This is a genomic window from Coprothermobacter proteolyticus DSM 5265, assembly GCF_000020945.1.
In the GTDB taxonomy this organism is placed as follows: Bacteria; Coprothermobacterota; Coprothermobacteria; order Coprothermobacterales; family Coprothermobacteraceae; genus Coprothermobacter; species Coprothermobacter proteolyticus.
The window spans coordinates 1,116,134-1,138,271 of record NC_011295.1 but is presented as its reverse complement, the minus strand read 5'-3'; the positions used below and the strand labels follow the sequence as shown (position 1 = coordinate 1,138,271).

Here is a 22,138-nt window from a genome sequence, read left to right as displayed (position 1 = left end):
CTGGGTTTATGGATTTTTTAATGGTTATGCCGTCTTTGGTAATTGCTGTATGGGAGTTCCTGGAATCGAAAGATTATAGGTTCCTGTTTATAGCGGCACTTGGAGCTCTTTGGTTAGTACCTTTTTTTAGGACCACATATTGGATAGGTTTGGTACTTCTTTGTGCTTCCTATTTATCACTTTTTGTACTTTCTAAGAAAAGCATACCCTTGACATTTTGGGTCGGTCTTGTGCTACTAATTGGTTCTACTGCCTTTAGAACTTATCTAGCTGTGGGCGAGCCTGAGAAGCCAAGTTTTTGGTGGCTTTTGCCAGAGAAAATGGCTCAGAGAGGAAGCGACTTTGCCAACAACACAGATCTTACAAGAAACTTGGCTATGTTACTTGACGTAGGAGCTATTACCTTAATAGTGTTCAGTTCTAAATATCTCTCGTCAGTCCTTTCCAGACTATTTTCGGTGTCAGTCATGTATATGTTCATGTTCTTTCTGTGGTATCCCACGTTTGAGGTGCGTTTAACACCTTCCTATCTTGATAGAGTACTCTGGATAATCGGGCTCATACCGGCGGTAGCGTACTTGCTAAGTGTATTAGGCAAATCAGAACCGGTGGAGTCAGATTTTTATTTCTTTTTTCTTGTGGTGTATTCCTTGCTTTTTGCACCACCTCGAGGTGGTAGTTTCGAATTTGCTTTACTAGCGTTGGTTTCATTCCCATGGGCTTTGTTAGGTAATATGGCTATTCCCGCTGTACAAACGGTTGTCTCAAGTGGTCTTCCTCCTTCGGTAGGTTTCCTTTTTAAGACTGCTGGATTGGCTTCTATGTTCATAACGGCATCTACTGTGGCCATAGTGCGGGTCTACATGCTTTTCTTGTTAGTAGGGTTGTGTTACCAGGTCGCGTTGCAGAGTAGTAGAAAAGGTGTTCTGTCCATAATTGTTAGCGCCATTTTGCTATTTAGTGGAATTTTGACTGGTTTTGCATCGAAAATTGCTGTTAATCTCTACGGGGGCAGTGGAGCGTTGTTTGCCATTGAGAACGTTTTTAATGCAACAAATACTTGGGCAAATGTTAAGCTGGACATCATTAACATGCTTATACCATTTGTAATTGCTATCTTAGCCAGCTACGTATTCTTCGGTGAAGGGAGTTAGCTTGTATGTGGAAGATGTTACTTGTATGGCTTTTGTTTGCGTTAGGGGTATTAGTGGTTCATTTCTTTTCCGTGAGATTCATCTTACAGCAGAGGCGAGAAGATGGGAAACTTGTTGGCCGTAGTGATTTTGTTTTTCGAGACAACAAATTTGTTGTAGGTGTTGCTTTTCTGTGGCTAATGCTCTCAAGCATGGCATTTGAAGGGACGTTTGTTTGGGTACTACCCATAAACGTTGTGCTTATTGCCCTTGTTGTTTCCATGAGTTTTGGATTGCTTCTTAAGGACATACACCATACATGGTCTCGCGTATGGACAGTGCTCATACTAGCTTTGTGGGTACTGGGCTACTTGACAGTGTTTGTCACGCTTGACACACTAGATTTCACCCAGCTTGCAGTGCTCGCTGAAAAGGGCTCTCTGCTTTACAACGTTTTACCCATACCCATGATTTTCATGCTAGTCGCCTTGTTGCTTCCTTTTGGTTCCGGGGCTGATTCGCTGCTATGGAGGGCTTTTTTAGTAACATTTTTATCTCTTCTATGGTTGCACACGTTTTTCTTCTCGATGCCTTTTGGGGCAGTGCTACTAGTTGCATTGGTTCTGTCTTGTGTGACGTCTTTTATTAGTTACTGGTTCCAAAGGATCTTAGAGAGCTAATTAGTCCGATATAGGTAGTTACAAGGTTATCGTAGTTTCGTCTGTGATAGAATATCTTCTATAAAAACTCGTCGTAGGGAGGTGATTTTTCGTGGAAAAACGTGGTCTTCCTGAAGGAGCTTATGGAGTTAAGCCTGGACAAACGTACGTACCTTATGTCCCCGCAGAGAAGGTCATGCCTGAGTTTACGGTTTACTCCATCGTTTTGGGCGTTATTTTGTCCGTCATTTTTGGTGCAGCTAATGCGTACCTGGGTTTAAAAGTAGGTATGACGATTTCTGCTTCCATCCCGGCAGCTGTGATTTCTATGGCAATTACACGTGGATTGCTGCATAGGAATTCAATACTTGAAAACATGACTGTTGAGAACGTAGCATCTGCGGGAGAGTCGCTTGCTGCTGGAGCTATCTTCACACTTCCAGCACTTTTTATGTGGGGTTTGAACCCGAGTCCATGGGTAATGGGTGCACTCACGTTCATAGGTGGCACTCTGGGCGTCCTGTTTATGGTTCCATTGAGGCGGTATCTAATCGTTGGCCAGCATGGTGTGCTGCCCTATCCTGAAGGTGTAGCCTGTGCAGAAGTGTTGGTGGCTGGTGAAGAGGGCGGTGTCAGCGCTTATTACATTGTTGTAGGCGGCTTAGTAGGCTTCATCTACAAATTCTTGACTGATGGGCTAAAGCTCTTCCCTTACGAAATCGAAACGCAGATCCCTGGCTTGAAAAACGCTGCTATAGGAATGGATGTTTATCCTTCATTGTTAGGTGTGGGTTTCATTGTTGGACCAAAGATTTCTTCTTACATGTTCGTGGGAGCAATATTTGGCTGGCTCATACTAACGCCTTTGATTACGTTCTTTGGAAGTGGTGTAACAACTGCCATATTCCCTAGCAGTGTACCACTCGGTGAGATGTCGTATTCAGAAATCTGGGCTAACTATGTTAGATACATAGGAGCAGGAGCCATGTTGGGTGGCGGTGTTATCAGCTTGATAAAAGAGTTGCCTATGATGATTACCTCGTTTAGGGATGCCCTAAAAGGATATGGGCAGAAAGCAACTCAGGTGCTTAGAACAGATGCGGACATGGATCCCAAGTGGCTCATTGTTGGCATAGTTGCACTAATCATCTTCATGGCATTGTTGCCTCAAATTCCCGTGGGATGGCTCGGTGCGGTTCTGGTCGCGATTTTCGGCTTTTTCTTCGTCACAGTCAGCTCTAGGCTTGTGGGTATGGTGGGTAGCTCATCTAACCCTGTTTCAGGTATGACTATTGCAACAATCTTGTTGACAGCACTCATAATGAAAGCCTCTGGGTGGACCGGAGTTGAGGGCATGGCTGCTTCTTTGGCAGTTGCTGCCGTAGTCTGCACAGCTGCAGCTAGCGCTGGTGACATATCTCAGGACTTAAAAGCCAGCTACTTGCTTGGTGCAACGCCCTGGCGTCAACAGGTAGCACAGATTATAGGAATCGCAGCGTCGGCTTGTGTGATAGGTTTTGTGCTCATTCTGCTAAACGAAGCTTGGGGCTTTGGCAGTAAAGATCTACTAGCACCTCAGGCAACGTTGATGAAGATGATTGTAGAAGGAGTGTTCAATGCACAGCTCCCATGGGTGCTTATCATTTTCGGTGTCATACTCTCAATAATGTTGGAAATCTTACAAATTCCCATTTTACCAGTTGCTATTGGATTGTACTTACCCATACATTTATCTACTCCGATCATGGTTGGTGGACTTGTTAGGGGTATATTGGATAATGCCCTGAAGAAAAAACCTGAAGAACAAGAAGCTAGAACGGAAACCGGTATACTTTACAGCTCTGGTTTAATTGCTGGCGAGGCTTTGATGGGTTTGGTTCTTGCCTTGTTGGCTTACTTTGATGTGAGTACGGCGTTGGCTGAGGGCGCAGTAATGCCTTCTTGGGCTTCTCTAGTTATGTTCGCATTAGTCACATGCACCTTGGTTTACTATGCGTTTAAGAAACCTAGAAACGCTTAGTGTGGGAAACTAGTGCTTATAAGATGTGGGGGGCCTTTTTAGGGCCCCCTATAAGGTGAGTGAGGGATAGATTTTGGCGAAGAGGAATGCGCTGGATCTTGTGCCTGTGAAAAAAAAGCACGTCCATTGGGTTGACGAAGGAGAAATTATTAAACTAAAGATATATAGAAATCACTGGTATGATGCTTTAATGCACAGACTATTTAAAACGCCTCTAGAGATTACCATTGATCTGGACAAAGTTGGCTCTGAAGTCTGGCGATTGATTAATGGGGAAGATGATATAAAGACGATAGGGCTCAAGCTTAAAGAGCGTCTAGGAGATGAAGTTGAGCCTCTGTTTCCACGGCTGGTTACATTCGTTACTTATCTGTACAATGGCAACCTGATATATTACAAAAAACCCGATTTAAAGGATAAAGAGAGCCTATGAGTGAAACATGGGGCATGGTAATTGCTGTCTTTCTTTCAGCAATCGCTGGCGCTGTGGTCTTCTTGTGGGGTGTAAGGAAAGAAAGAGAACTACCAAAAATACTTTCTGACCAGCTAGTAGTGAAGGCTTCGGACGTCGTCCTAAAAACGTTGAAGAAACAAAGTGAAGCTACGAAGAAAGACTTAGCAGGCTTACTAGATGGCTTAGTTGTTGGCCCCTTTTGGAGTAGCCGTAAACTGAAAATCACTGACCCTGAAAAGGTTTTGGATATTGTGCTACCTCTATTGGTGGAGGAGGGCAAAATAGAAGAAATAAGGCGTAGTGGAAACACTTTTTACCGTTTAAAGAAGAAGAGCTAAGGGGCTTATTATGGTATACTAATGTATAGTATTGACTTGTTTTACCAAAACTGGTTATACTTAACAATGCCTGCCTAACGAGATAGGCACGGTGAGGCGCAGCGCGGGAGCGATGCGCTATGGAGCAGGACACCGAAAGGTGAAAAACCGGGGACAGGAAGAAGAGGAAGAAGCGGTCGGAAACGACAAAGCGTATCCAATAAGGATACAGTGAATCAAATAGAGTAGGGATTAGACCTAAAGGGAAATGTATATGAAGTAGAGATACACATATATATATCACGGAGGGTTTGATCCCGGCTCAGGACGAACGCTGGCGGCGTGCCTAATGCATGCAAGTCGAGCGGGCTACAGTCTTCGGATTGTAGCTTAGCGGCGAACGGGTGAGTAACACGTAGGTAATCTACCCTTCAGAGGAGGACAACCTCAGGAAACTGAGGCTAAACCTTCATACGTTCACTGGTAGGGATACTGGTGAAGAAAGAGTTACCGTTGAGGTAGCTGCTGAAGGATGAGCCTGCGGCCCATCAGGTAGTTGGTGAGGTAACGGCTCACCAAGCCGAAGACGGGTAACCGGTCTGAGAGGATGTCCGGTCACACTGGGACTGAGACACGGCCCAGACTCCTACGGGAGGCAGCAGCAGGGAATCTTGGGCAATGGGCGAAAGCCTGACCCAGCGACGCCGCGTGGAGGAAGAAGTCCTTCGGGGCGTAAACTCCTGGACTGGGGGACGAGTAAGGACGGTACCCCAGTAGAAAGGGACGGCTAACTACGTGCCAGCAGCCGCGGTAAAACGTAGGTCCCGAGCGTTGTTCGGATTCACTGGGTGTAAAGGGCGCGTAGGTGGTTGTCTGTGTCTCATGTGAAAACTCAGGGCTCAACTCTGAGATTGCGTGGGAAACTAGGCAGCTAGAGGACGGTAGAGGGGAGTGGAATTCCCGGTGTAGCGGTAAAATGCGTAGATATCGGGAGGAACACCGGTGGCGAAGGCGGCTCTCTGGGCCGATCCTGACGCTGAGGCGCGAAAGCTAGGGGAGCGAACCGGATTAGATACCCGGGTAGTCCTAGCCGTAAACGATGGGTGCTAGGTGTTGGGGGGTAAAGACCCTTCAGTGCCGAAGCCAACGCGATAAGCATCCCACCTGGGGAGTACGGCCGCAAGGTTGAAACTCAAAGGAATTGGCGGGGGTCCGCACAAGCGGCGGAGCATGTGGTTTAATTCGATGCTGCCCGAAGAACCTTACCAGGGTTTGACATGCTGGTGGTAGGAACCTGAAAGGGGGACGACCCAACCGTAAGGGAGGGAGCCAGCACAGGTGTTGCATGGCTGTCGTCAGCTCGTGCCGTGAGGTGTCGGCTTAAGTGCCGTAACGAGCGCAACCCTCATCCCTAATTGCTCCTGACAGGTAAAAGGGTCAGAGCACAATAGGGAGACCGCTGGCGAAGAGCCAGAGGAAGGGGAGGATGACGTCAAGTCAGCATGGCCTTTATGCCCTGGGCTACACACATGCTACAATGCAGGGTACAACGGGAAGCGAAGCCGCGAGGTGGAGCAAATCCCCAAAAGCCCTGCTCAGTTCGGATCGCACGCTGCAATTCGCGTGCGTGAAGTCGGAGTCGCTAGTAACCGTGGATCAGCAAAGCCGCGGTGAATACGTTCTCGGGCCTTGCACACACCGCCCGTCAAGCCACCCGAGTCGGGTTCACCAGAAGGCCGGTAACCGAAGAGGGCCGGACGACGGTGTGCCTGGTAAGGAGGGCTAAGTCGTAACAAGGTAGCTGTACCGGAAGGTGCGGCTGGATCACCTCCTTTCTAAGGAGAATTGAAAAAAAGAAACTCCTTTTTCTTCTTCTTTCTTCCTGATCCCGGTAATGCACGCTAAACAACTGGGGAGAAGGTAGAGAAGGCATACAAATACAAAGGCACAATAAAGTAAGCCGTGTGAGAGCAATTGGAAGCCCATTGTAAAAAAGACAAGCGCGTAAGAGGTAGAAGGAAATAGTAAGTGAAGCAAGATATAAAGGGCGCACGGGGGATGCCTTGGTAGCAAAGGCCGAAGAAGGACGTGGCAGGCTGCGAAAAGCCCGGGGTAGGTGCCTAACAACCGAAGATCCCGGGATATCCGAATGGGGAAACCCGCATGGAAGGAAATCCATGCATCGCTTAGTGAAGATAGTAGCTAAGCGAGGGGCACGAGGCGAAGTGAAACATCTCAGTAGCCTCAGGAAGAGAAATCAAGAGAGATTCCCTAAGTAGCGGCGAGCGAACGGGGAAGAGCCCAAACCTAAGCTGTGTGATAGCGGCCAGGCGTTGCAGTTTAGGGGTAGCGGGGCACATACGGAGCCGGCTGGCAACAGGCTCAGCTAGTTACAAAACTTGTACATAGCCGAACTGCATGGGAAGGCAGACCGAAGAAGGTGAAAGTCCTGTAGGCGAAATGTACAAGACTAGCTGGTATGTGACCCCAAGTACACCGGGACACGAGGAATCCTGGTGGAATCAGGGGGGACCACCCTCCAAGGCTAAACACCTTTGCTAACCGATAGCGCATAGTACCGTGAGGGAACGGTGAAAAGAACCCCGGTGAGGGGAGTGAAATAGAACCTGAAACCGTGCGTCCACAAGGAACGGGAGGCGACCCATGGGTTGCCGACCGTGTGCCTATTGAAGAATGAGCCAGGGAGTTCATTCCAGTAGCGAGGTTAAGGTGCTGAGGCACTGAAGCCGAAGGGAAACCGAGTCTGAATAGGGCGACAAGCTGCTGGATTGAGACACGAAGCCGGGTGATCTACCCATGTCCAGGGTGAAGGGCAGGTAAGACTGTCTGGAGGCCCGAACCCGTCAGGGGTAAAAACCTGTGGGATGAGGTGTGGGTAGGGGAGAAATTCCAATCGAACCCGGGGATAGCTGGTTCTCTCCGAAATGCATTGAGGTGCAGCCTTTGGGTAGTAGACCGTGGAGGTAGAGCACTGGTAGGGCTAGGGGGTCGTGAGGCCTACTGAACCCTGTCAAACTCCGAATGCCATGGTAGCTAGCCCAAGGAGTGAGTCTACGGGGGACAAGCTTCGTAGGCGAGAGGGGAACATCCCAGACTATCGGCTAAGGTCCCGAAGCTACGCTAAGTGTTCCAACCTAAAGGAAGTACGTCTGCAAAGACAGCCAGGATGTTGGCTCAGAAGCAGCCATCATCTAAGGAGTGCGTAACAGCTCGCTGGTCGAGCGGATGTGCGCCGAAGATGTAACGGGGCTAAGCGTAGCACCGAAGCCATAGACTTACTTTAGCCAAGGCTGAAGTAAGTGGTAGGAGAGCGTTCTGTGAGGGGCGAAGGTTACATGTGAATGTAGCTGGACTTCACAGAAGTGAGAATCCTGGCATGAGTAACGATAAGACAGGTGAGAATCCTGTCCGCCGGAAGTCCAAGGGTTCCTGGGGAAGGTTCGTCCGCCCAGGGTAAGCCGGAGCCTAAGGTGAGGCCGAAAGGCGTAGCCGATGGAGAAACAGGTTAATAGTCCGTGCCACTGATTATGTCGATTGACCTGAAGGGGAGACGCAGGAAGGTAGCTACGCGTGCTAGTGGAATAGCACGTTCTTAGCAGCGAGGCCTGGGTGTAGGGAAAACCGCACCCGATGCAGGTTAGCGGCTAGGAGGAGTGTCCGTAAGGATGCGAAGGTAGTGATCCTACACTGCCGAGAAAAACCTCGTCAGGGAGACATAGTTAGTGTCCGTACCCGAAACCGACACAGGTGGACTGGTAGACAAACTACCGAGGCGCGCGAGAGAACCCTCGCTAAGGAACTCGGCAAACTGACCCCGTAACCTCGGGAGAAGGGGTGCCTGCGATAGGTGAATCAAGAGATTGATGAGCCGAGGCAGGCCGCAGAGGATAGGTCCTGGCGACTGTTTACCAAAAACACAGGTCTCTGCGAAGGCGGAAGCCGAAGTATAGGGGCTGAGGCCTGGCCAGTGCTGGAAGGTTAAGGTGAGGGGTTAGCCCAGGAATGGGCGAAGCTCCGAGCTGAAGCCCCAGTAAACGCCGGCCGTAACTATAACGGTCCTAAGGTAGCGAAATTCCTTGTCGGGTAAGTTCCGACCCGCATGAAAGGTGTGACGACTGGGACGCTGTCTCAGCGAGGGACTCGGTGAAATTACAATGGGGGTGAAGATGCCCTCTACCCGCGGCAGGACGGAAAGACCCCATGGAGCTTTACTGTAGCCTGATATTGGGTTTTGGCATGTGCTGCGCAGGATAGGTGGGAGGCTGAGAAGGTACCCTTTCGGGGGTACTGGAGCCGACGGTGAGATACCACCCTGCACGTGTTGGAACTCTAACATGGAGCCGTGAAGCCGGCACATGGACAGTGTCAGGTAGGCAGTTTGACTGGGGCGGTCACCTCCCAAAAGGTAACGGAGGCGTCCAAAGGTACCCTCAGGCGGAATGGAAACCCGCTGAAGAGTGCAAAGGCATAAGGGTGCTTGACTGCGAGAGGGACACCTCGAGCAGAGTGGAAACACGGGCTTAGTGACCCGGTGGTGCTGAGTGGAAAGGCCACCGATCAACGGATAAAAGTTACCCTGGGGATAACAGGCTAATGGGTCCCGAGAGTCCATATCGACGGATCCGTTTGGCACCTCGATGTCGACCCGTCTCATCCTGGGGCTGAAGCAGGTCCCAAGGGTTGGGCTGTTCGCCCATTAAAGAGGCACGCGAGTTGGGTTCAGAGCGTCGTGAGACAGCTCGGTCCTTATCCGCCGCGGGCGCAGGAGTTCTGAGGGGAGCTCTTCCTAGTACGAGAGGACCGGAAGGGACCAGGCACTGGTGTACCAGTTGTACCGCCAGGTGCAGAGCTGGGTAGCCACCCTGGGAGGAATAAGCGCTGAAAGCATCTAAGCGCGAAGTCCATCCCAAGATAAGAACTCCCACAGAGATGATCTGGTAAGGGCCCGGGAAGACTACCCGGTAGATAGGCTGGAAGTGGAAGCCCAGTAATGGGTGTAGCTGACCAGTACTAATAGCCCGAGGTCTTGCTTCACTTATAAGAAGGCCTTGAATACCAAAATAAGCGTTTGTAGTAATAAGCGATGGGTAGAAGAAAAGCGCTTACATGGCAAGATGATTGTGCTTAAGTAAAAAGCCTTTAAAAACCTTCTCCAACAGTTGTTTAGTGTGTAAAAAGGGACTTAGTGCCCACGCCCTGGGGAAACGCCCGGACCCATTCCGAACCCGGAAGCTAAGCTCAGGGAAGCCGATGGTACTGGTGTGCGGGAGCTGCCGGGAGAGTAGGTTGGTGCTAAGTCCCCCTTTTTATTTTGTGGTAACTGCGCCTTTTTACCTTACTTAAGTTCTATTGCTATAAAGAGATAAAGCCCACAAGTTCTCAGAATGCTTGCGTGCCGCTTTTAATTGGGTAGTTTTACAAAGCCTTTTAAAGCGTACCTAACAACACTTTTCGCTAGCGCCTCAGTGGAGTCTACCACCGGAATGGGAGGCACCAAGTAGTCTAGAACTAAAGGCAGTTCAGTACATGCCATTATAAGCACGTCAGCTTTTTGATCTTTGTACCACTGCAGAAGTTCTTCTGCTTTGTCAATAACCTCTTTTATACATCCCTGCTTTATGGAATAAATCACCTTCATGAGCTCTTCTTGTAACTCATTTGTGGGCAGAATTAGCTTGTACCCTCTCTGCATGAGTGGTTCATCGTACAGATGCGATGAAAAAACACCCATGGTACCAGCTAAACCTATCGATTTAGCTTGCGAAAATGTCCCCTTTAGTTCATTCAATACACTGTCTACAATGCTTATGAAGTCTACATGAATGTGAGCTTTGATGTCGCTTTCAAAAATGTGAGCAGTGTTGCAAGCCATACAAATAGCATTTACTCCTGCTGATTCCAAAAGGCGTGCTGACTCTAAAATAAAAGGCAAGGGGTTTTCTCCCTTGCCAAGAATGTAGTCAGTTCTGTCTGGTATGGACGTATTATTATCAATGATTAGGTGTAGGTGATCTTGGTCTTTGTTAGCAGGCGTATTCCGCAAAATCTTTCTAAATAAATCCAAGGTCGCTTCTGGGCCCATACCACCAATGATGCCGATTTTAACTTTGTCTTGAGCCATACCTTAGCCTATTTTTCTTCCTGTGGCATGTGTCCCATGGGTCCTTCTTTTAGGTACTTTTCTGGGTCAGCTTTAAAAGCATTCAAGCACGACTCGGAACAGAAGTAGTATGTGGTTCCTTTGTACTCATAGGTGCCTTTTGCAGTTTCCTCTTTGACTACCATACCGCAAACGGGGTCGATGTGCTTCATAAGAATTGTGTACACCTCCTTTCTCTAAAGTTTAATACGATTTAGTCTGAGCGAGTTGGTCACCACATTTACTGAACTGAAGGCCATGGCAATTTCAGCTATTACTGGATGGATAGCTCCCATCATTGCCAAGGGCAAAGCAAGGAGATTGTAAAAGAACGCCCAGAACAGATTTTGTGAGATCTTTTTCGCTGTGGCCTTGGCTATTTTCACAGTCTTTACAATGGTTCCTATGTCGGTCTTGTAAATAACTACATCACCAGATTCAATAGCTACGTCGGTTCCGCTCCCCATGGCAATGCCTACATCGGCAAGTCTCAAAGCGGGCGCGTCGTTTATGCCGTCTCCTACCATAGCTATGATGCTTTCGGGCTGTTCTGCCTTTAGACGTTTTATGAAGTCTAGTTTGTCCTCTGGTAGTGCGTTCGCTTTGAACGTTTTTATACCAACTGCAGTAGCTACGGCTTTCACAACCTCTTCTCTATCTCCGCTCAAAAGTACAGGTTCGATACCCATCGCTTTTAGTTCTTCTATGGCCATGGCAGCATCTTCCCTCACAGGATCATAAAGTGCACAAACGGCTAATAAAACTTGATCAGTTTCATCGTAAAGTGCCACCGTGCTATCTGTTGGGTCTATGAACTGCTGAACGTCTTGTCTTCTTTTAGGCTTACCTAATGAATAGGTTTTGCCACTGAACGTTGCTAGAACACCCAATCCTGGAGTCTCTTTAACATTCTCTAGCTGTAGAGCTGAGTCCATCTTCTTGTTCTCTTCGAAGTAAGCAACTATGGCTCTGGATAGTGGGTGTTGTGACTGCTTTGCCATACTGTACATAAGTTGCTCCGCGTTTTCTTCAAACGCTACTATTCTTCTCACTGTGGGTTTACCGGTTGTTAACGTACCGGTTTTGTCGAAAACAACAGTGTTCACAGATGCCAGTCGCTGGAAAGCTGATCCGTCTTTGAAGTAAGCACCGTGCTTAGCTGCTAAGCCAGAAGCAACTATGACAGCTGTGGGCGTAGCTAAACCCAAGGCGCATGGACAGGCGATCACTAGAGTGGCTATTGAGGCGAAAGCTGCCAAGGAGAATCCAGTAAGTCCTTTGGGGACCCAAGGTAAGATTGAGGAAAGGTAATTATTAACGTTAGCAGCAAGCCCTGGGAAGGCAAGCCAGAATATAAAGGTGAAAACCGCTAAGGAAATCACAGCAGGCACAAAAATCGCTATAACCTTATCCAGGTTATCTTGTATGGGCATGCGAGCAGCCTGCGCTTGCTGTACTAGATCTATTAGGTGGCTAAGAAATGTGTCCTCTCCAACTCTTGTTGCTTTTACCTTTATGGGGCTCCCCAGGTTTATACTTCCCCCTATGACACTATCACCTATGTTTTTTTGCACTGGCATGGATTCGCCACTAATCATAGATTCATCAACGTAGCATTCGCCCTCCAAAAGAATGCCATCAGTGGGTATGCGTTCGCCAGGCCTTACTACCATAATGTCTCCTGGGTCTAGTTGTTGAACAGGTATCTCTACTTCTATACCGTCCACGATAATGCGTGCAGTTTGTGGCCTAAGATCCAATAACGCCCTTATGGATTTTGCAGCACGTTTCTTTGCTGAGCTTTCTAAGTATTTGCCCAGCAAATTAAAGAACAATATCATTGCTCCCACAGACGCAAAGCTGTATACCGATGGATAGACTAAACTTATAGCTCCCGATAGCACTGCCATGACAATGCCAGAAGCTACCAGAACATCCATGGTCCATTGTCCATGGAACAGAGCTTTGAAGGCTCTTGATACGGTCTCCTGACCAGCTGTAGCCACAGCCAAAGCAGAAAGAATAAGCTGAAGTAGTTCCATGTTTGGGAACATGATGCCACTCATATGCATGACCATGAGAATGGTCACGGGAACCATGAATAACGTTGAGGCAATGAATTGCTCTTTTATACGCTGCAACTCCTCGTTGGTTTTTGCCTGCTCAATATCTAGTGCGTAACCAACCTTTGACACGTTTTTGGCAATCTCAACTAAGTCCACCTTTTCTTCTTCGTATTCGATAAAGGCTTGATCAGTGGCTAAATTCACCTCTACACTGACAACACCTGGTGTATGTGCAATGGCTGTCTTGACTGTATTAACGCAGGAAGCGCAAGACATTCCTCTTACTTCTACTACCGCTTTCTTTTTTGCCATATTTTTCACCATCCAAAACAACGTTCTCACTTACAGTATAACCAGAATCAAGTATGAATAAACGGAATACACTTTTTGTTAGTTAAATGCATAGTTGGCTCCATGAATTCACATGTTAAAAATGCGAGTACAATATATAAAAAGGAAGTGATAGCTCGATGCGACTCCTAAGATTAAAAGGGCTGAGCAATGTTTGTTTTTCCTGGGAAGAAGGAGAAGCAGCTGTATCCGGTTTAAATGGTGTGAACTGGAAGAGGTTCAGCTATGAAGATCTGGATGCGCCAATAATCCCAAGTAAAGCCGTTTGTGTGGGGCTGAATTACAGAAGCCACATAGAAGAAATGGGTGAAAAGCTCCCTGAAGAGCCTACATTGTTCTTAAAACCGCGTACGGCCGTGATAGGGCCAAATGACAGTATCTTACTGCCCCCTCAATCAAAACGTGTAGATTATGAAGGGGAGCTCGCAGTAGTCATCAAAGATCGTACGTATTGGGTAAGCGAAGAGGAAGCGCATAAACATGTGCTAGGTTACACCATTGCCAATGATGTTACTGCACGAGATCTTCAGAGCAAGGATGGTCAGTGGACTAGAGCCAAATCATTTGATACGTTTTTGCCTTTGGGGCCCTGGATTGAAACTGATGTGGACCCAATGAATCTTCGCCTCAGGACGCTAGTAAATGGGCAAGTACGTCAAGAGGGAAACACAGCTGACTTAATTTTCGATGTATTCTATCTTGTCAGTTTCGTTTCAAAGATAATGACCCTGGAAGCTGGCGATATCATACTCACTGGAACACCTTCGGGAGTAGGTCCTTTAAGTGCAGGAGACGAAGTGGTGGTAGAAATAGAAGGCATTGGAAGACTGGTTAATGGGGTTAAACCCATGGAGATAGTAGGCAATGACAGATAATAGGTTTCAGGATTCACTTTTCAAGCCTAGTAGCAAATGGATTCCCTTAGCAGAGAGAATGCGTCCACGTACCCTAGACGAAATAGTGGGGCAGGATAAAGCTTTTGGAAAGGGAACGCTGCTTCGCAAATTAATCGAAGAAGATAAGCTCACCTCTTTGGTATTATGGGGCCCGCCTGGAGTTGGGAAAACCTCTATTGCCATGGTGATAGCCAATACAACGAAAGCACGCTTTTTACGGTTTAGCGCTGTTACCTCAGGCATTAAAGAGATAAAGGAAGTACTGGAAGATGCTGAAGTTCAGTTTAACATGGGACGAAGAACTGTAATATTCGTGGATGAAATACATCATTTCAACAAAACGCAGCAGGATGCATTCCTCCCTTATGTGGAGAAGGGAGCTGTAGTTCTCATTTGTGCCACTACGGAGAATCCCTCTTTTGAAATCATAAGTCCTCTATTGTCCAGGTCGAAGGTGGTAGTGCTTGAGCCCTTGGAGGCAGAGGATATCAAGACCATACTTTACAGAGCGCTAGCTGATAAAGAGCGGGGGCTTGGCAATGAGCGTGTGGTCATAACAGATGAGCAGCTGATGCGTATTGCTGTTTATTCCGATGGTGATGCGCGTATTGCCTTGAATACATTGGAGATGGCTGTATTTGGCACTGATCCCAACAGCGAAGGGATTAGGGTGATTAGTGACGAGGTCATCAGCGAGGCCCTTCAGAAGAAGACTTTGCTTTACGACAAGGCAGGGGAAGAGCATTACAATCTCATCTCGGCGCTTCACAAATCCATGCGCAATAGCGATCCTGATGCTGCACTGTATTGGCTTGCTCGGATGCTGGAAGCTGGAGAAGATCCTTTGTATGTTGCACGCCGTATTGTCCGTTTTGCTTCTGAAGATGTTGGCATGGCCGACCCCCAAGCACTCATGCAAGCGGTGGCTGCTTTTGATGCAGCGAATTACATTGGAATGCCAGAATGCACAGCCAACCTGGCTCAAGCAGTTGTCTATCTTTCGTTAGCCCCGAAGTCCAATAGCCTGTATGTGGGCTATGAAAAGGCAAAACAAGATGCTCTGGAAACCATGGCGGAACCAGTTCCATTGCATCTTAGAAACGCCCCTACTAGGCTCATGAAAGAGGTTGGATACGGAAAGGATTACAAGTACAGTCACGACTATGAAGAACACATTGCAGATATGGAATGCCTCCCTCCCAACTTGCTGGGAAAGCGCTACTACTTGCCTTCTGATCAGGGATTGGAGAGCAAATACGGGCAACGTCTTGAGCATCTCATGGGAGTGAAGAAGAAGCGCAGGGAAAATAAATCAAAGAACAACAAAGACGAGAACATCGAGAAATAAAAGGGAGGAACCAGAAACGCAAGTACTTTGGTTCCTCCTCACCGGGTCATGTTGATTAGTTAATTAATGTTTTAGTTACCTTGTGCAGCTAGTTTAACAATGTTAACTATGACTTCCACTGCTTTTTCCATGGATTCCACAACTATGTATTCATAGGGACCGTGGTAGTTGTGGCCTCCGGTGAACAAATTTGGTGTGGGTAGTCCCATGAAGGTTAAGCGTGAGCCATCGGTTCCGCCTCGCACGGGCCTAATAATTGGATCGATACCGGCATCTTTCATTGCTTTTTTCGCAAGCTCGATAATTTCTGGTTTGTCCTTTAGAACTTCATACAGGTTGTAGTATTGGTCTTTCACGTCTATTTCAAAGGTACCATCACCATATTTCTTATTCATCCATTGGGCAGCGTTTACCATATATGTCTTTCTTTCCTCGAAACGGTCCCTATGGTGATCGCGTATGATCCATGTTAGATCTGCGCGGTCAACACTGCCTTCAATGTGGTAAACATGATAGAAACCCTCATACCCTTCTGTGTGGGCAGGTGCTTCAGCAGGGGGCATTTGATTTATGTAATCCATTGCCATGAGAATGGCGTTTTTCATTTTGTTCTTTGCCTCGCCAGGATGAATGCTCTTACCGTGCACAATCACTTTAGCTTGAGCTGCGTTGAACGTTTCGTAGCTCAATTCTCCATATTCCCCACCGTCTAGGGTAAAAGCAAAATCAGCGCCAAATTTTTTCACGTCGAAATAGTCTACGCCTCGGCCTACTTCTTCGTCAGGTGTAAATCCTACCTTTATGGTGCCATGTTCTATTTCGGGATGCTCAAGTAGGTACTCCACTGCAGTCACTATTTCTGCTATACCTGCTTTATCGTCTGCACCAAGTAGCGTCGTTCCATCGGTGGTTATCAGTGTTTTACCAGCATAGTTCTTTAGATGCGGGAATTCTTCAGGAGATAGGACACGCCCTGCGCCTAGTTCGATGGTCGACTGCCCATCGTAGTTCTCAATAATCCTTGGCTTAACATTAGCACCGGGGAATTCAGGACTGGTATCCATGTGAGCTAGAAAACCAATTACGGGGACATCTTTTCCTTGCACATTACCTGGCAGTGTCGCAGTGACATAGCCGTATTGGTCTACGGCTGCGTCTGCAAGTCCCAATGACTTTAGTTCCTCTACTAAGTAGTTCGCTAGTTCCAGCTGTTTTGCCGTACTGGGGTAAGTGCTGCTGTTCTCGTCTGACTGGGTATCGAATGATACATACTTAAGAAAACGCTTCACCAGTTTGTCGCGCATTGTATCAGCTCCTTTTGGCTTCCTTGGCTGTTATTGTATCAACTCTGTATTACTTTTTGTATTGTTTCGTCTTCAAAACCTAATAGTCGCATCATCTCCGCGACTTGCTCAGGTGTGGCCTTTTTACTCTTTATTAGATCGACGAACAAGTCAACGTCTTCGGGGGTTTGTTGCTCTTCTCTGGCAGCTTGCAGCGTAGCAGAGCCGCTCACTGTATTGATTCTAACCGTCGCTACAGGTTTTGGAGCCGTATCCACTGAGCCTTTTACCCCTTTTAGCAATCGCTGGCCCACTTTTATGGTACCTGACAATGTGCTGAATTCAATTCTGCTTGGAGGTAGAACTGCCATGTTTATCACAAGATCGCCTGAAACTGATTTGAACTGGATCGAACGAAAAGTATCGGTAAGCTCTCGTATGACTATGTCACCAGACACAGTTTCCATGCGCGCTTCTCTGAAGCTAATGTCCTGAGCCAATAGATCCCCACTTACCAAGGACACCCTTAGCTGGTTTTTTGCCTTTACATTCCTTAGTCTAATGTCACCTGAAGTAGTTTTTATATCGATTTCTTGGCATTCCACATCGGACATGTTTGCATCACCGCTTATGGCTTTTAGTGTTAGCCTGTCTTGGCAATTAGGTGCTGATAAGTTTACATCTCCGGACACGGTGGAAATGGAAAACTCTTTTGTGGAAGGTAGTGTAATGGTCGCTTTATCCACCCGAAGCGACTTAGATCGCCCAAAGGACACGAGCGCCATGTGGTTTGCCTCGTACTCTAGAGTAATTTCAAGTTCATCGTCAGTGCGTCTTACCTTGGGCTCGTAAACTTGTATTTTTTCAGCTTCGCCCTCAAGTTCCACTTCTAAAACTACTTGCGAGTTCTTACCGCTTTTAATTTCAAGATCAGCAGAGACCGCTAATATTTTTAGCTTCTTTTCTGAAAAGGGTATGGTAAACAGCTTAGTTGTTTTCATGTCCCTTTAACTCCTTTAGTACACGAAGTGCAGTTTCTGCATCCAGTGAACCTTCTCTTAGTTGTTCAAGTATGTCCCACTCTGTGATCTCTTCTTGTACGTCGTATCCTAAGGTTTTTAGTATGCTCTCCAACCGGTTTCTCACTGTCGGATAAGACAGTCCCAATTCCTTCTGCACTTCAGATAAATTGCCTCGTTTCTTTAAGAATAGTTTTACAAAGTCCAACTGTTCAGGCGTTAGCTTAAACAGTTCATCCATGGGGAAATCCCCCGTTATGGCTGTTCCGCAGTCAGGGCATTTTAGTCCAGTTATATGAAGTTGAGAACCGCAATTTGGGCACACTGTAATCATTTTCATCGCCTCCTTTAATAATATTAACACATATGTTAGAAAAGTCAATATGTTACTTTCAAATATAGAAAGATTGCTCCGGTAAGTTTTGCGCACACCGGGGTCAAGAGGATGGGAAATGTTAAGGCTCTCTTTTCAATGTTATGTGCATATTAAAGTGCATATGTTGAATTACGATAGTTTTCTACCTATAATGACCAGAATCATCTGTTTTGTTTAATTGATCACGGGAGGTGTTGTAAAATGAAAGATCGACACTGGTTTTGGTTTGCGCTGATTGTAGTCATCTTTTTATGTTTGCCAGGCTACGTCATGGCCGAAGATTCTACGGTGCTAAATTTCGGCATTTGGTCATTGCTCCCAGCTCTTTTAGCAATTGTTCTGGCGTTTGTCACTCGCCAGGTTGTACTTTCCCTATTTTTGGGAGCTTTTGTGGGAGTTGTCATGCTGGAAGGTGGTAACGTCTTCAGTGCTTTCTTAACACTTCTTAGCAAGTATCTTGTAGGAGCACTTACCGATAGCTTCCACGCTGGCATACTTATCTTTCTCATGGTACTTGGTTCTGTGGTAGGGATAATAGGCCGCATGGGTGGGACTAAAGCTTTGGCTGATTTTATTGGAAGGCTGGCCAAAAATGAAAGAACAGCGCAGTTTGCCGCTTGGTTACTGGGCATTGTGGTTTTCTTTGATGACTACGCCAATGCTGTGGTGGTGGGCCCTACAATGAGGCCTTTGTTCGATAAATACAACATCTCCCGTGAAAAACTGGCTTTCATTGTTGATGCTACTGCGGCTCCCGTTACGGGTTTATTCATAATCTCTACCTGGATTGGCTATGAGCTTTCTTTGATAAAGGACTCCTATGCCAGTTTAGGTATTGCTGCTGCACCATATGATGTGTTCCTTTCAAGTCTGCCTTTTAGATTCTATGAGATTCTCATGTTACTTTTTGTGCTGCTAATTGCGTTCACTGGTAGGGATTTTGGACCCATGTGGCACGCAGAGCACAGGGCTCGAACTACGGGGAAGTTACTTGACGATGATGCACGACCCATAGCGGCTAACATAAAAATGGAGCAAGTTTACCTAGGGAACAAAGAAGCAAGGGCATATAACGCATTGATACCAATTGTGGTCCTGATTGTTTCTTCCCTGATTGCGCTTTGGTACAACGGTGGCGGTCCAAACCTGGGTTACACATTTGATGCTATTAGACAGGCTTTCAGTAATGCTGATTCGTCTATTGCTATTCTATGGGCTACCGTATTCACAGCCATTGTCACAGTTCTTCTGGCTGTAGGGCAGCGCATACTCAGTTTGCAGGAAACCATGGACGCTTTTACTGAAGGTGCTGCATCAATGGTTCCAGCGTTGATGATTCTGACGTTGGCTTGGACAATATCTGGGGTCATTGCTGATGTGGGGACTGCTCAGTTCTTGGTTGGTGTTCTGTCCGAGCATTTGCCTGTGTTCGCAGTGGCTCCGCTAGTTTTCTTGGTGGCTTCTTTAGTGAGTTTTGCCACTGGTACAAGCTGGGGAACCATGGCTATTGTGATGCCACTTGCCATACCACTGGCCTATAATGTTAGTCCGACCATAACTACTTTGGTGGTTGGTAGCGTGCTCGGTGGGGCCATTTTTGGTGATCATTGTTCACCCATATCAGATACTACCATAATGGCTTCCATGTCTTCTGCTTGCGACCACATTGCGCACGTTAAAACTCAGTTACCTTACGCCCTGGCAATTCAGGTTATTTGTCTGATCTTATACGTCTTGGGTGGTTTTATCTCCAGTTGGTGGGTATTGCTTCTTATTGGTGCTGTAAGTGTGCTTGCTGTAGTAAGGTACGTAGGGAAACCTGTAGGAGCGTCAAATTCAAAGCCTAGTTCCGATAGAATTTAAGGTAGCGTCGACATGGTTTCTTGGGTGCTGTCAGCTTCTAAGCTGGCCATGGCAAGATCCTCAACATGTTGGACGTTGTAATTGGCGAACGCCAGGAGCGCAACCGCAATGGAAAGGATTGAGCCCAAAATCATTAAGAAGCTGATGGCACCTGCAGGACCTTGGCCCAATACGTTAGATAGCATGGTCTTTTGGTTGAAATAAGGGACTAAGACGTTATCAACCAGTGGACCGCTAAGAAACATGGGTATTCCACTAAGGGCTTGAGCTATGAATCTGCGCGCTGAGAACACTCTACCTTGCATGGTTATGGGAACAATACTTTGCCATATGGCTTGGCTATGAGTGTTTGCCATAACTCCACCGAAAGAACCTAGCGTAGCACCTATGCACATAGTCGGTATCCATCTGAAGTAACCTAATATTAAGAATCCGACATCGCTTATGATCAGACCAATAAGCAGCGCTGTGACTTTTCTACCTGGCAGGACCCAAAGAGAGAGTAGTAGTGTACCGATTAGGCCTCCGACTCCAAAAAACGTTTCAATAGTTCCTAATGCTAAGGCATTGTTGTTGGTTCTTGCAAGTACATAGGGTGAGAACAAACTGTTTCCAAATCCAGCAAAGAAATTAGAAGCGAGGAAAACCATCAGTAGCATAAGCAGTGGTTTCCTTTGTGAAATAAACTTGAAGCCAAACAATATGTCTTGCCAGAAGCTGGCTGACATATCTCCTTTACCGGTAGTTTCCTTTTTTCTTATGTCAGGTATGAAAACCCATAGGTTTATTAACACAGCTAGCGTTAGGGTCAGAAGGTCTATGGTCATGATACCTTCCAGGCCAATAGTACCTAGTAGCCCACCTGCAAGTATGGGTGCAACTAGTGCTGGACCGTAGTCAGTAATGCTGAACAGTGCGTTTGCCTTGGTGTATTGATCTGGTTTTAACATGCTAGCTAGTGTTACGGAGTAGGCTGGCCATTGAAGAGCTGAAAAAATGCCATTAACAAAGGACATGGTATAAAGGAAGGATAAAGTTAGTGCATTTTGCGTGTAGAGGAAAAGAGCTATTAGCGTAAGCACACCTGAAGCTATATCGGGTAGTATGAGCGATATTTTTCTAGGCCAACGGTCAACTAAGCTACCAGCCGCCAAGCCGAAAATCACTTGTGCACCAAAGAAGAGAATGCTCATAATACTAAATGGGGTGGCTCTACCAAATTCTTGCCAAACCCAATAAGAGAGACCGAATTGAGTCATTGCAGTGCCTGTTATCGAAGCTACTTGGCCCATTGTTATTGTGGCGAATCCTTTCAAGCCTGAAGGTCTTGTCATCGAGTACCACCCCTTTGATATTTATGTAGGTCAACTTGAAAGAATTATAACACAAGGTAAATAAATTTAAGGCTAAAGACACAGATCCTTTATTCAAAGACAGCGGTTCTATGCTGTTACAATGTAGATATGAAGATTTCGGTACTTTCATCTGTAAGCGAGCAGATTCCTGAAGGAAATTTTGTATGGATTGCGTTGGATGTCATCCGTGCCACGAGTACCATTGTTACGTTCCTTGCTCAGGGTGGTAAATCGGTTCTTGTTACAGATTCTATTGACTTGGCTACTAGAGAAAAACTGAAAGATCCATCGGTTATTCTCATTGGGGAGAGGGGCGGAATCAAAATAGATGGTTTCGATTTTGATAACTCTCCTGTGAGTTTGGTAAAACATGCTGATCAACTAACAGATGCCAGAGCCATTATGACTACCACAAACGGCACCAATTTGTTAATAAAGCTCCAGAATACCACTACGAGAATTCTGGTTGGATCGCTGCTAAACCTATCATCTGTGGTGCGAGAAGCCTTTGACATTGTCCAAAAGGAGCAATTTGATGGTATTGGGGTGGCTTGTGCGGGGAAGGAAGGTCGACTCGTTGGAGACGATTTTTACTGTGCGGGTCTTATAGTAAGCAGACTACTAACCTTGAGCAACGCAAACATGGAACTTGATGATGCAGCAAAGGTATCTCTATCTTGGGCTAAAGTAACTGATGACCCACTAGATGTACTCATGCAGTCAGAGAGTGGAGGAAACATATTGAGATACGGCAAAGACGCTGATATAAAGTTTTGTTCTCGAATAGATCTGTATGCTATTGTTCCCGAGGTTGTTGGTAATATTGTAACAAGATGAA

At 46.7% G+C, this 22,138-nt stretch carries 16 protein-coding genes and 3 rRNA genes; 12 read left to right on the top strand and 7 right to left on the bottom strand.

What is annotated here, in order from left to right:
* Nucleotides 1–8 precede the first annotated feature (8 nt).
* The 8 genes from COPRO5265_RS05990 (at nt 9) to rrf (ending at nt 9,902) form a co-directional block, all read left to right on the top strand.
* A complete protein-coding gene (locus COPRO5265_RS05990) occupies nt 9–1,154 on the top strand; it encodes a hypothetical protein (protein ID WP_012543885.1) in 1,146 nt (381 codons plus the stop codon).
* A gap of 5 nt (nt 1,155–1,159) precedes the next feature.
* Entirely contained in the window at nt 1,160–1,813 is a 654-nt protein-coding gene (locus COPRO5265_RS05985; protein WP_012544688.1) for a hypothetical protein, read from the top strand.
* A 91-nt stretch (nt 1,814–1,904) separates the two neighbouring features.
* The gene (locus tag COPRO5265_RS05980; RefSeq protein ID WP_012543633.1) at nt 1,905–3,812 is read left to right on the top strand and encodes an OPT family oligopeptide transporter; all 1,908 of its coding nucleotides are present in this window, start codon (nt 1,905–1,907) and stop codon (nt 3,810–3,812) included.
* 73 nt (nt 3,813–3,885) lie between these two features.
* Complete coding sequence (locus COPRO5265_RS05975; RefSeq protein ID WP_234397916.1) at nt 3,886–4,245, top strand: PqqD family peptide modification chaperone; 360 nt, start codon at nt 3,886–3,888, stop codon at nt 4,243–4,245.
* Nucleotides 4,242–4,604, top strand: coding sequence for a hypothetical protein (locus COPRO5265_RS05970; RefSeq protein WP_107689460.1), 363 nt, complete (start codon nt 4,242–4,244; stop codon nt 4,602–4,604). Before COPRO5265_RS05975 ends, COPRO5265_RS05970 begins: the two co-directional genes overlap by 4 nt.
* Before the next feature lie 278 nt (nt 4,605–4,882).
* Nucleotides 4,883–6,418, top strand: a 16S ribosomal RNA gene (locus COPRO5265_RS05965).
* A 196-nt stretch (nt 6,419–6,614) separates the two neighbouring features.
* Nucleotides 6,615–9,638, top strand: a 23S ribosomal RNA gene (locus COPRO5265_RS05960).
* 147 nt (nt 9,639–9,785) lie between these two features.
* A 5S ribosomal RNA gene (rrf, locus tag COPRO5265_RS05955) occupies nt 9,786–9,902 on the top strand.
* Together the 16S, 23S and 5S rRNA genes form the textbook arrangement of a ribosomal RNA operon.
* Nucleotides 9,903–10,005: 103 nt before the next feature.
* Here the strand turns inward: rrf and cuyB are convergent.
* The 3 genes from cuyB to COPRO5265_RS05940 are packed head-to-tail and all read right to left on the bottom strand — an operon-like array spanning nt 10,006 to nt 13,121.
* Entirely contained in the window at nt 10,006–10,725 is a 720-nt protein-coding gene (gene cuyB, locus COPRO5265_RS05950) for a cysteate racemase (RefSeq protein WP_012544891.1), read from the bottom strand.
* 8 nt (nt 10,726–10,733) lie between these two features.
* A complete protein-coding gene (locus tag COPRO5265_RS05945; RefSeq protein ID WP_041735784.1) occupies nt 10,734–10,916 on the bottom strand; it encodes a YHS domain-containing protein in 183 nt (60 codons plus the stop codon).
* A 24-nt stretch (nt 10,917–10,940) separates the two neighbouring features.
* Complete coding sequence (locus COPRO5265_RS05940; protein ID WP_012544877.1) at nt 10,941–13,121, bottom strand: heavy metal translocating P-type ATPase; 2,181 nt, start codon at nt 13,119–13,121, stop codon at nt 10,941–10,943.
* 158 nt (nt 13,122–13,279) lie between these two features.
* Between COPRO5265_RS05940 and COPRO5265_RS05935 the strand changes: the two genes are divergently transcribed.
* Together COPRO5265_RS05935 and COPRO5265_RS05930 are read left to right on the top strand one after the other, a co-directional pair.
* Nucleotides 13,280–14,035: a fumarylacetoacetate hydrolase family protein gene (locus COPRO5265_RS05935; protein WP_012544711.1), complete on the top strand. Its 756-nt coding sequence runs from the start codon at nt 13,280–13,282 to the stop codon at nt 14,033–14,035.
* Nucleotides 14,025–15,404, top strand: coding sequence for a replication-associated recombination protein A (locus COPRO5265_RS05930; protein ID WP_012543821.1), 1,380 nt, complete (start codon nt 14,025–14,027; stop codon nt 15,402–15,404). The genes COPRO5265_RS05935 and COPRO5265_RS05930 overlap by 11 nt, the downstream gene beginning before the upstream one ends.
* Nucleotides 15,405–15,475: 71 nt before the next feature.
* On the opposite strand, the gene pepT is transcribed toward COPRO5265_RS05930, so the two are convergent.
* From pepT to COPRO5265_RS05915, 3 genes are read right to left on the bottom strand one after another with little or no spacing between them, the layout of a single operon-like run.
* On the bottom strand, nt 15,476–16,708 hold the full coding sequence (gene pepT, locus COPRO5265_RS05925) for a peptidase T (protein WP_012544582.1): 1,233 nt from the start codon (nt 16,706–16,708) through the stop codon (nt 15,476–15,478).
* A gap of 38 nt (nt 16,709–16,746) precedes the next feature.
* Nucleotides 16,747–17,688 (bottom strand): DUF4097 family beta strand repeat-containing protein, encoded by a 942-nt coding sequence (locus COPRO5265_RS05920; protein WP_012544519.1) that lies wholly within the window; start codon nt 17,686–17,688, stop codon nt 16,747–16,749.
* Entirely contained in the window at nt 17,675–18,040 is a 366-nt protein-coding gene (locus COPRO5265_RS05915) for a DUF2089 domain-containing protein (RefSeq protein WP_012543673.1), read from the bottom strand. The genes COPRO5265_RS05920 and COPRO5265_RS05915 overlap by 14 nt, the downstream gene beginning before the upstream one ends.
* 243 nt (nt 18,041–18,283) lie before the next feature.
* Here COPRO5265_RS05915 and COPRO5265_RS05910 point away from each other — a divergent pair, with 243 nt between their 5' ends.
* The gene (locus tag COPRO5265_RS05910; protein WP_012544333.1) at nt 18,284–19,945 is read left to right on the top strand and encodes a Na+/H+ antiporter NhaC family protein; all 1,662 of its coding nucleotides are present in this window, start codon (nt 18,284–18,286) and stop codon (nt 19,943–19,945) included.
* On the opposite strand, the gene COPRO5265_RS05905 is transcribed toward COPRO5265_RS05910, so the two are convergent.
* On the bottom strand, nt 19,942–21,279 hold the full coding sequence (locus tag COPRO5265_RS05905; protein WP_041735781.1) for an MFS transporter: 1,338 nt from the start codon (nt 21,277–21,279) through the stop codon (nt 19,942–19,944). The genes COPRO5265_RS05910 and COPRO5265_RS05905 overlap by 4 nt on opposite strands.
* A 129-nt stretch (nt 21,280–21,408) precedes the next feature.
* Between COPRO5265_RS05905 and COPRO5265_RS05900 the strand changes: the two genes are divergently transcribed.
* Entirely contained in the window at nt 21,409–22,137 is a 729-nt protein-coding gene (locus tag COPRO5265_RS05900; RefSeq protein ID WP_012544454.1) for a 2-phosphosulfolactate phosphatase, read from the top strand.
* The last annotated feature ends 1 nt before the right edge of the window (nt 22,138 follow it).

Excerpts from the sequence above, each read along its gene's own strand:
- COPRO5265_RS05990 (WP_012543885.1), top strand. The coding sequence starts at position 9 with ATGGATTTTTTAATGGTTATGCCGTCTTTGGTAATTGCTGTATGGGAG.
- COPRO5265_RS05985 (WP_012544688.1), top strand. The coding sequence starts at position 1,160 with ATGTGGAAGATGTTACTTGTATGGCTTTTGTTTGCGTTAGGGGTATTA.
- COPRO5265_RS05970 (WP_107689460.1), top strand. The coding sequence starts at position 4,242 with ATGAGTGAAACATGGGGCATGGTAATTGCTGTCTTTCTTTCAGCAATC.
- cuyB (WP_012544891.1), bottom strand. The coding sequence starts at position 10,725 with ATGGCTCAAGACAAAGTTAAAATCGGCATCATTGGTGGTATGGGCCCA.
- COPRO5265_RS05945 (WP_041735784.1), bottom strand. The coding sequence starts at position 10,916 with ATGAAGCACATCGACCCCGTTTGCGGTATGGTAGTCAAAGAGGAAACT.
- COPRO5265_RS05940 (WP_012544877.1), bottom strand. The coding sequence starts at position 13,121 with ATGGCAAAAAAGAAAGCGGTAGTAGAAGTAAGAGGAATGTCTTGCGCT.
- COPRO5265_RS05935 (WP_012544711.1), top strand. The coding sequence starts at position 13,280 with ATGCGACTCCTAAGATTAAAAGGGCTGAGCAATGTTTGTTTTTCCTGG.
- COPRO5265_RS05930 (WP_012543821.1), top strand. The coding sequence starts at position 14,025 with ATGACAGATAATAGGTTTCAGGATTCACTTTTCAAGCCTAGTAGCAAA.
- pepT (WP_012544582.1), bottom strand. The coding sequence starts at position 16,708 with ATGCGCGACAAACTGGTGAAGCGTTTTCTTAAGTATGTATCATTCGAT.
- COPRO5265_RS05920 (WP_012544519.1), bottom strand. The coding sequence starts at position 17,688 with ATGAAAACAACTAAGCTGTTTACCATACCCTTTTCAGAAAAGAAGCTA.
- COPRO5265_RS05915 (WP_012543673.1), bottom strand. The coding sequence starts at position 18,040 with ATGATTACAGTGTGCCCAAATTGCGGTTCTCAACTTCATATAACTGGA.
- COPRO5265_RS05910 (WP_012544333.1), top strand. The coding sequence starts at position 18,284 with ATGAAAGATCGACACTGGTTTTGGTTTGCGCTGATTGTAGTCATCTTT.
- COPRO5265_RS05905 (WP_041735781.1), bottom strand. The coding sequence starts at position 21,279 with ATGACAAGACCTTCAGGCTTGAAAGGATTCGCCACAATAACAATGGGC.
- COPRO5265_RS05900 (WP_012544454.1), top strand. The coding sequence starts at position 21,409 with ATGAAGATTTCGGTACTTTCATCTGTAAGCGAGCAGATTCCTGAAGGA.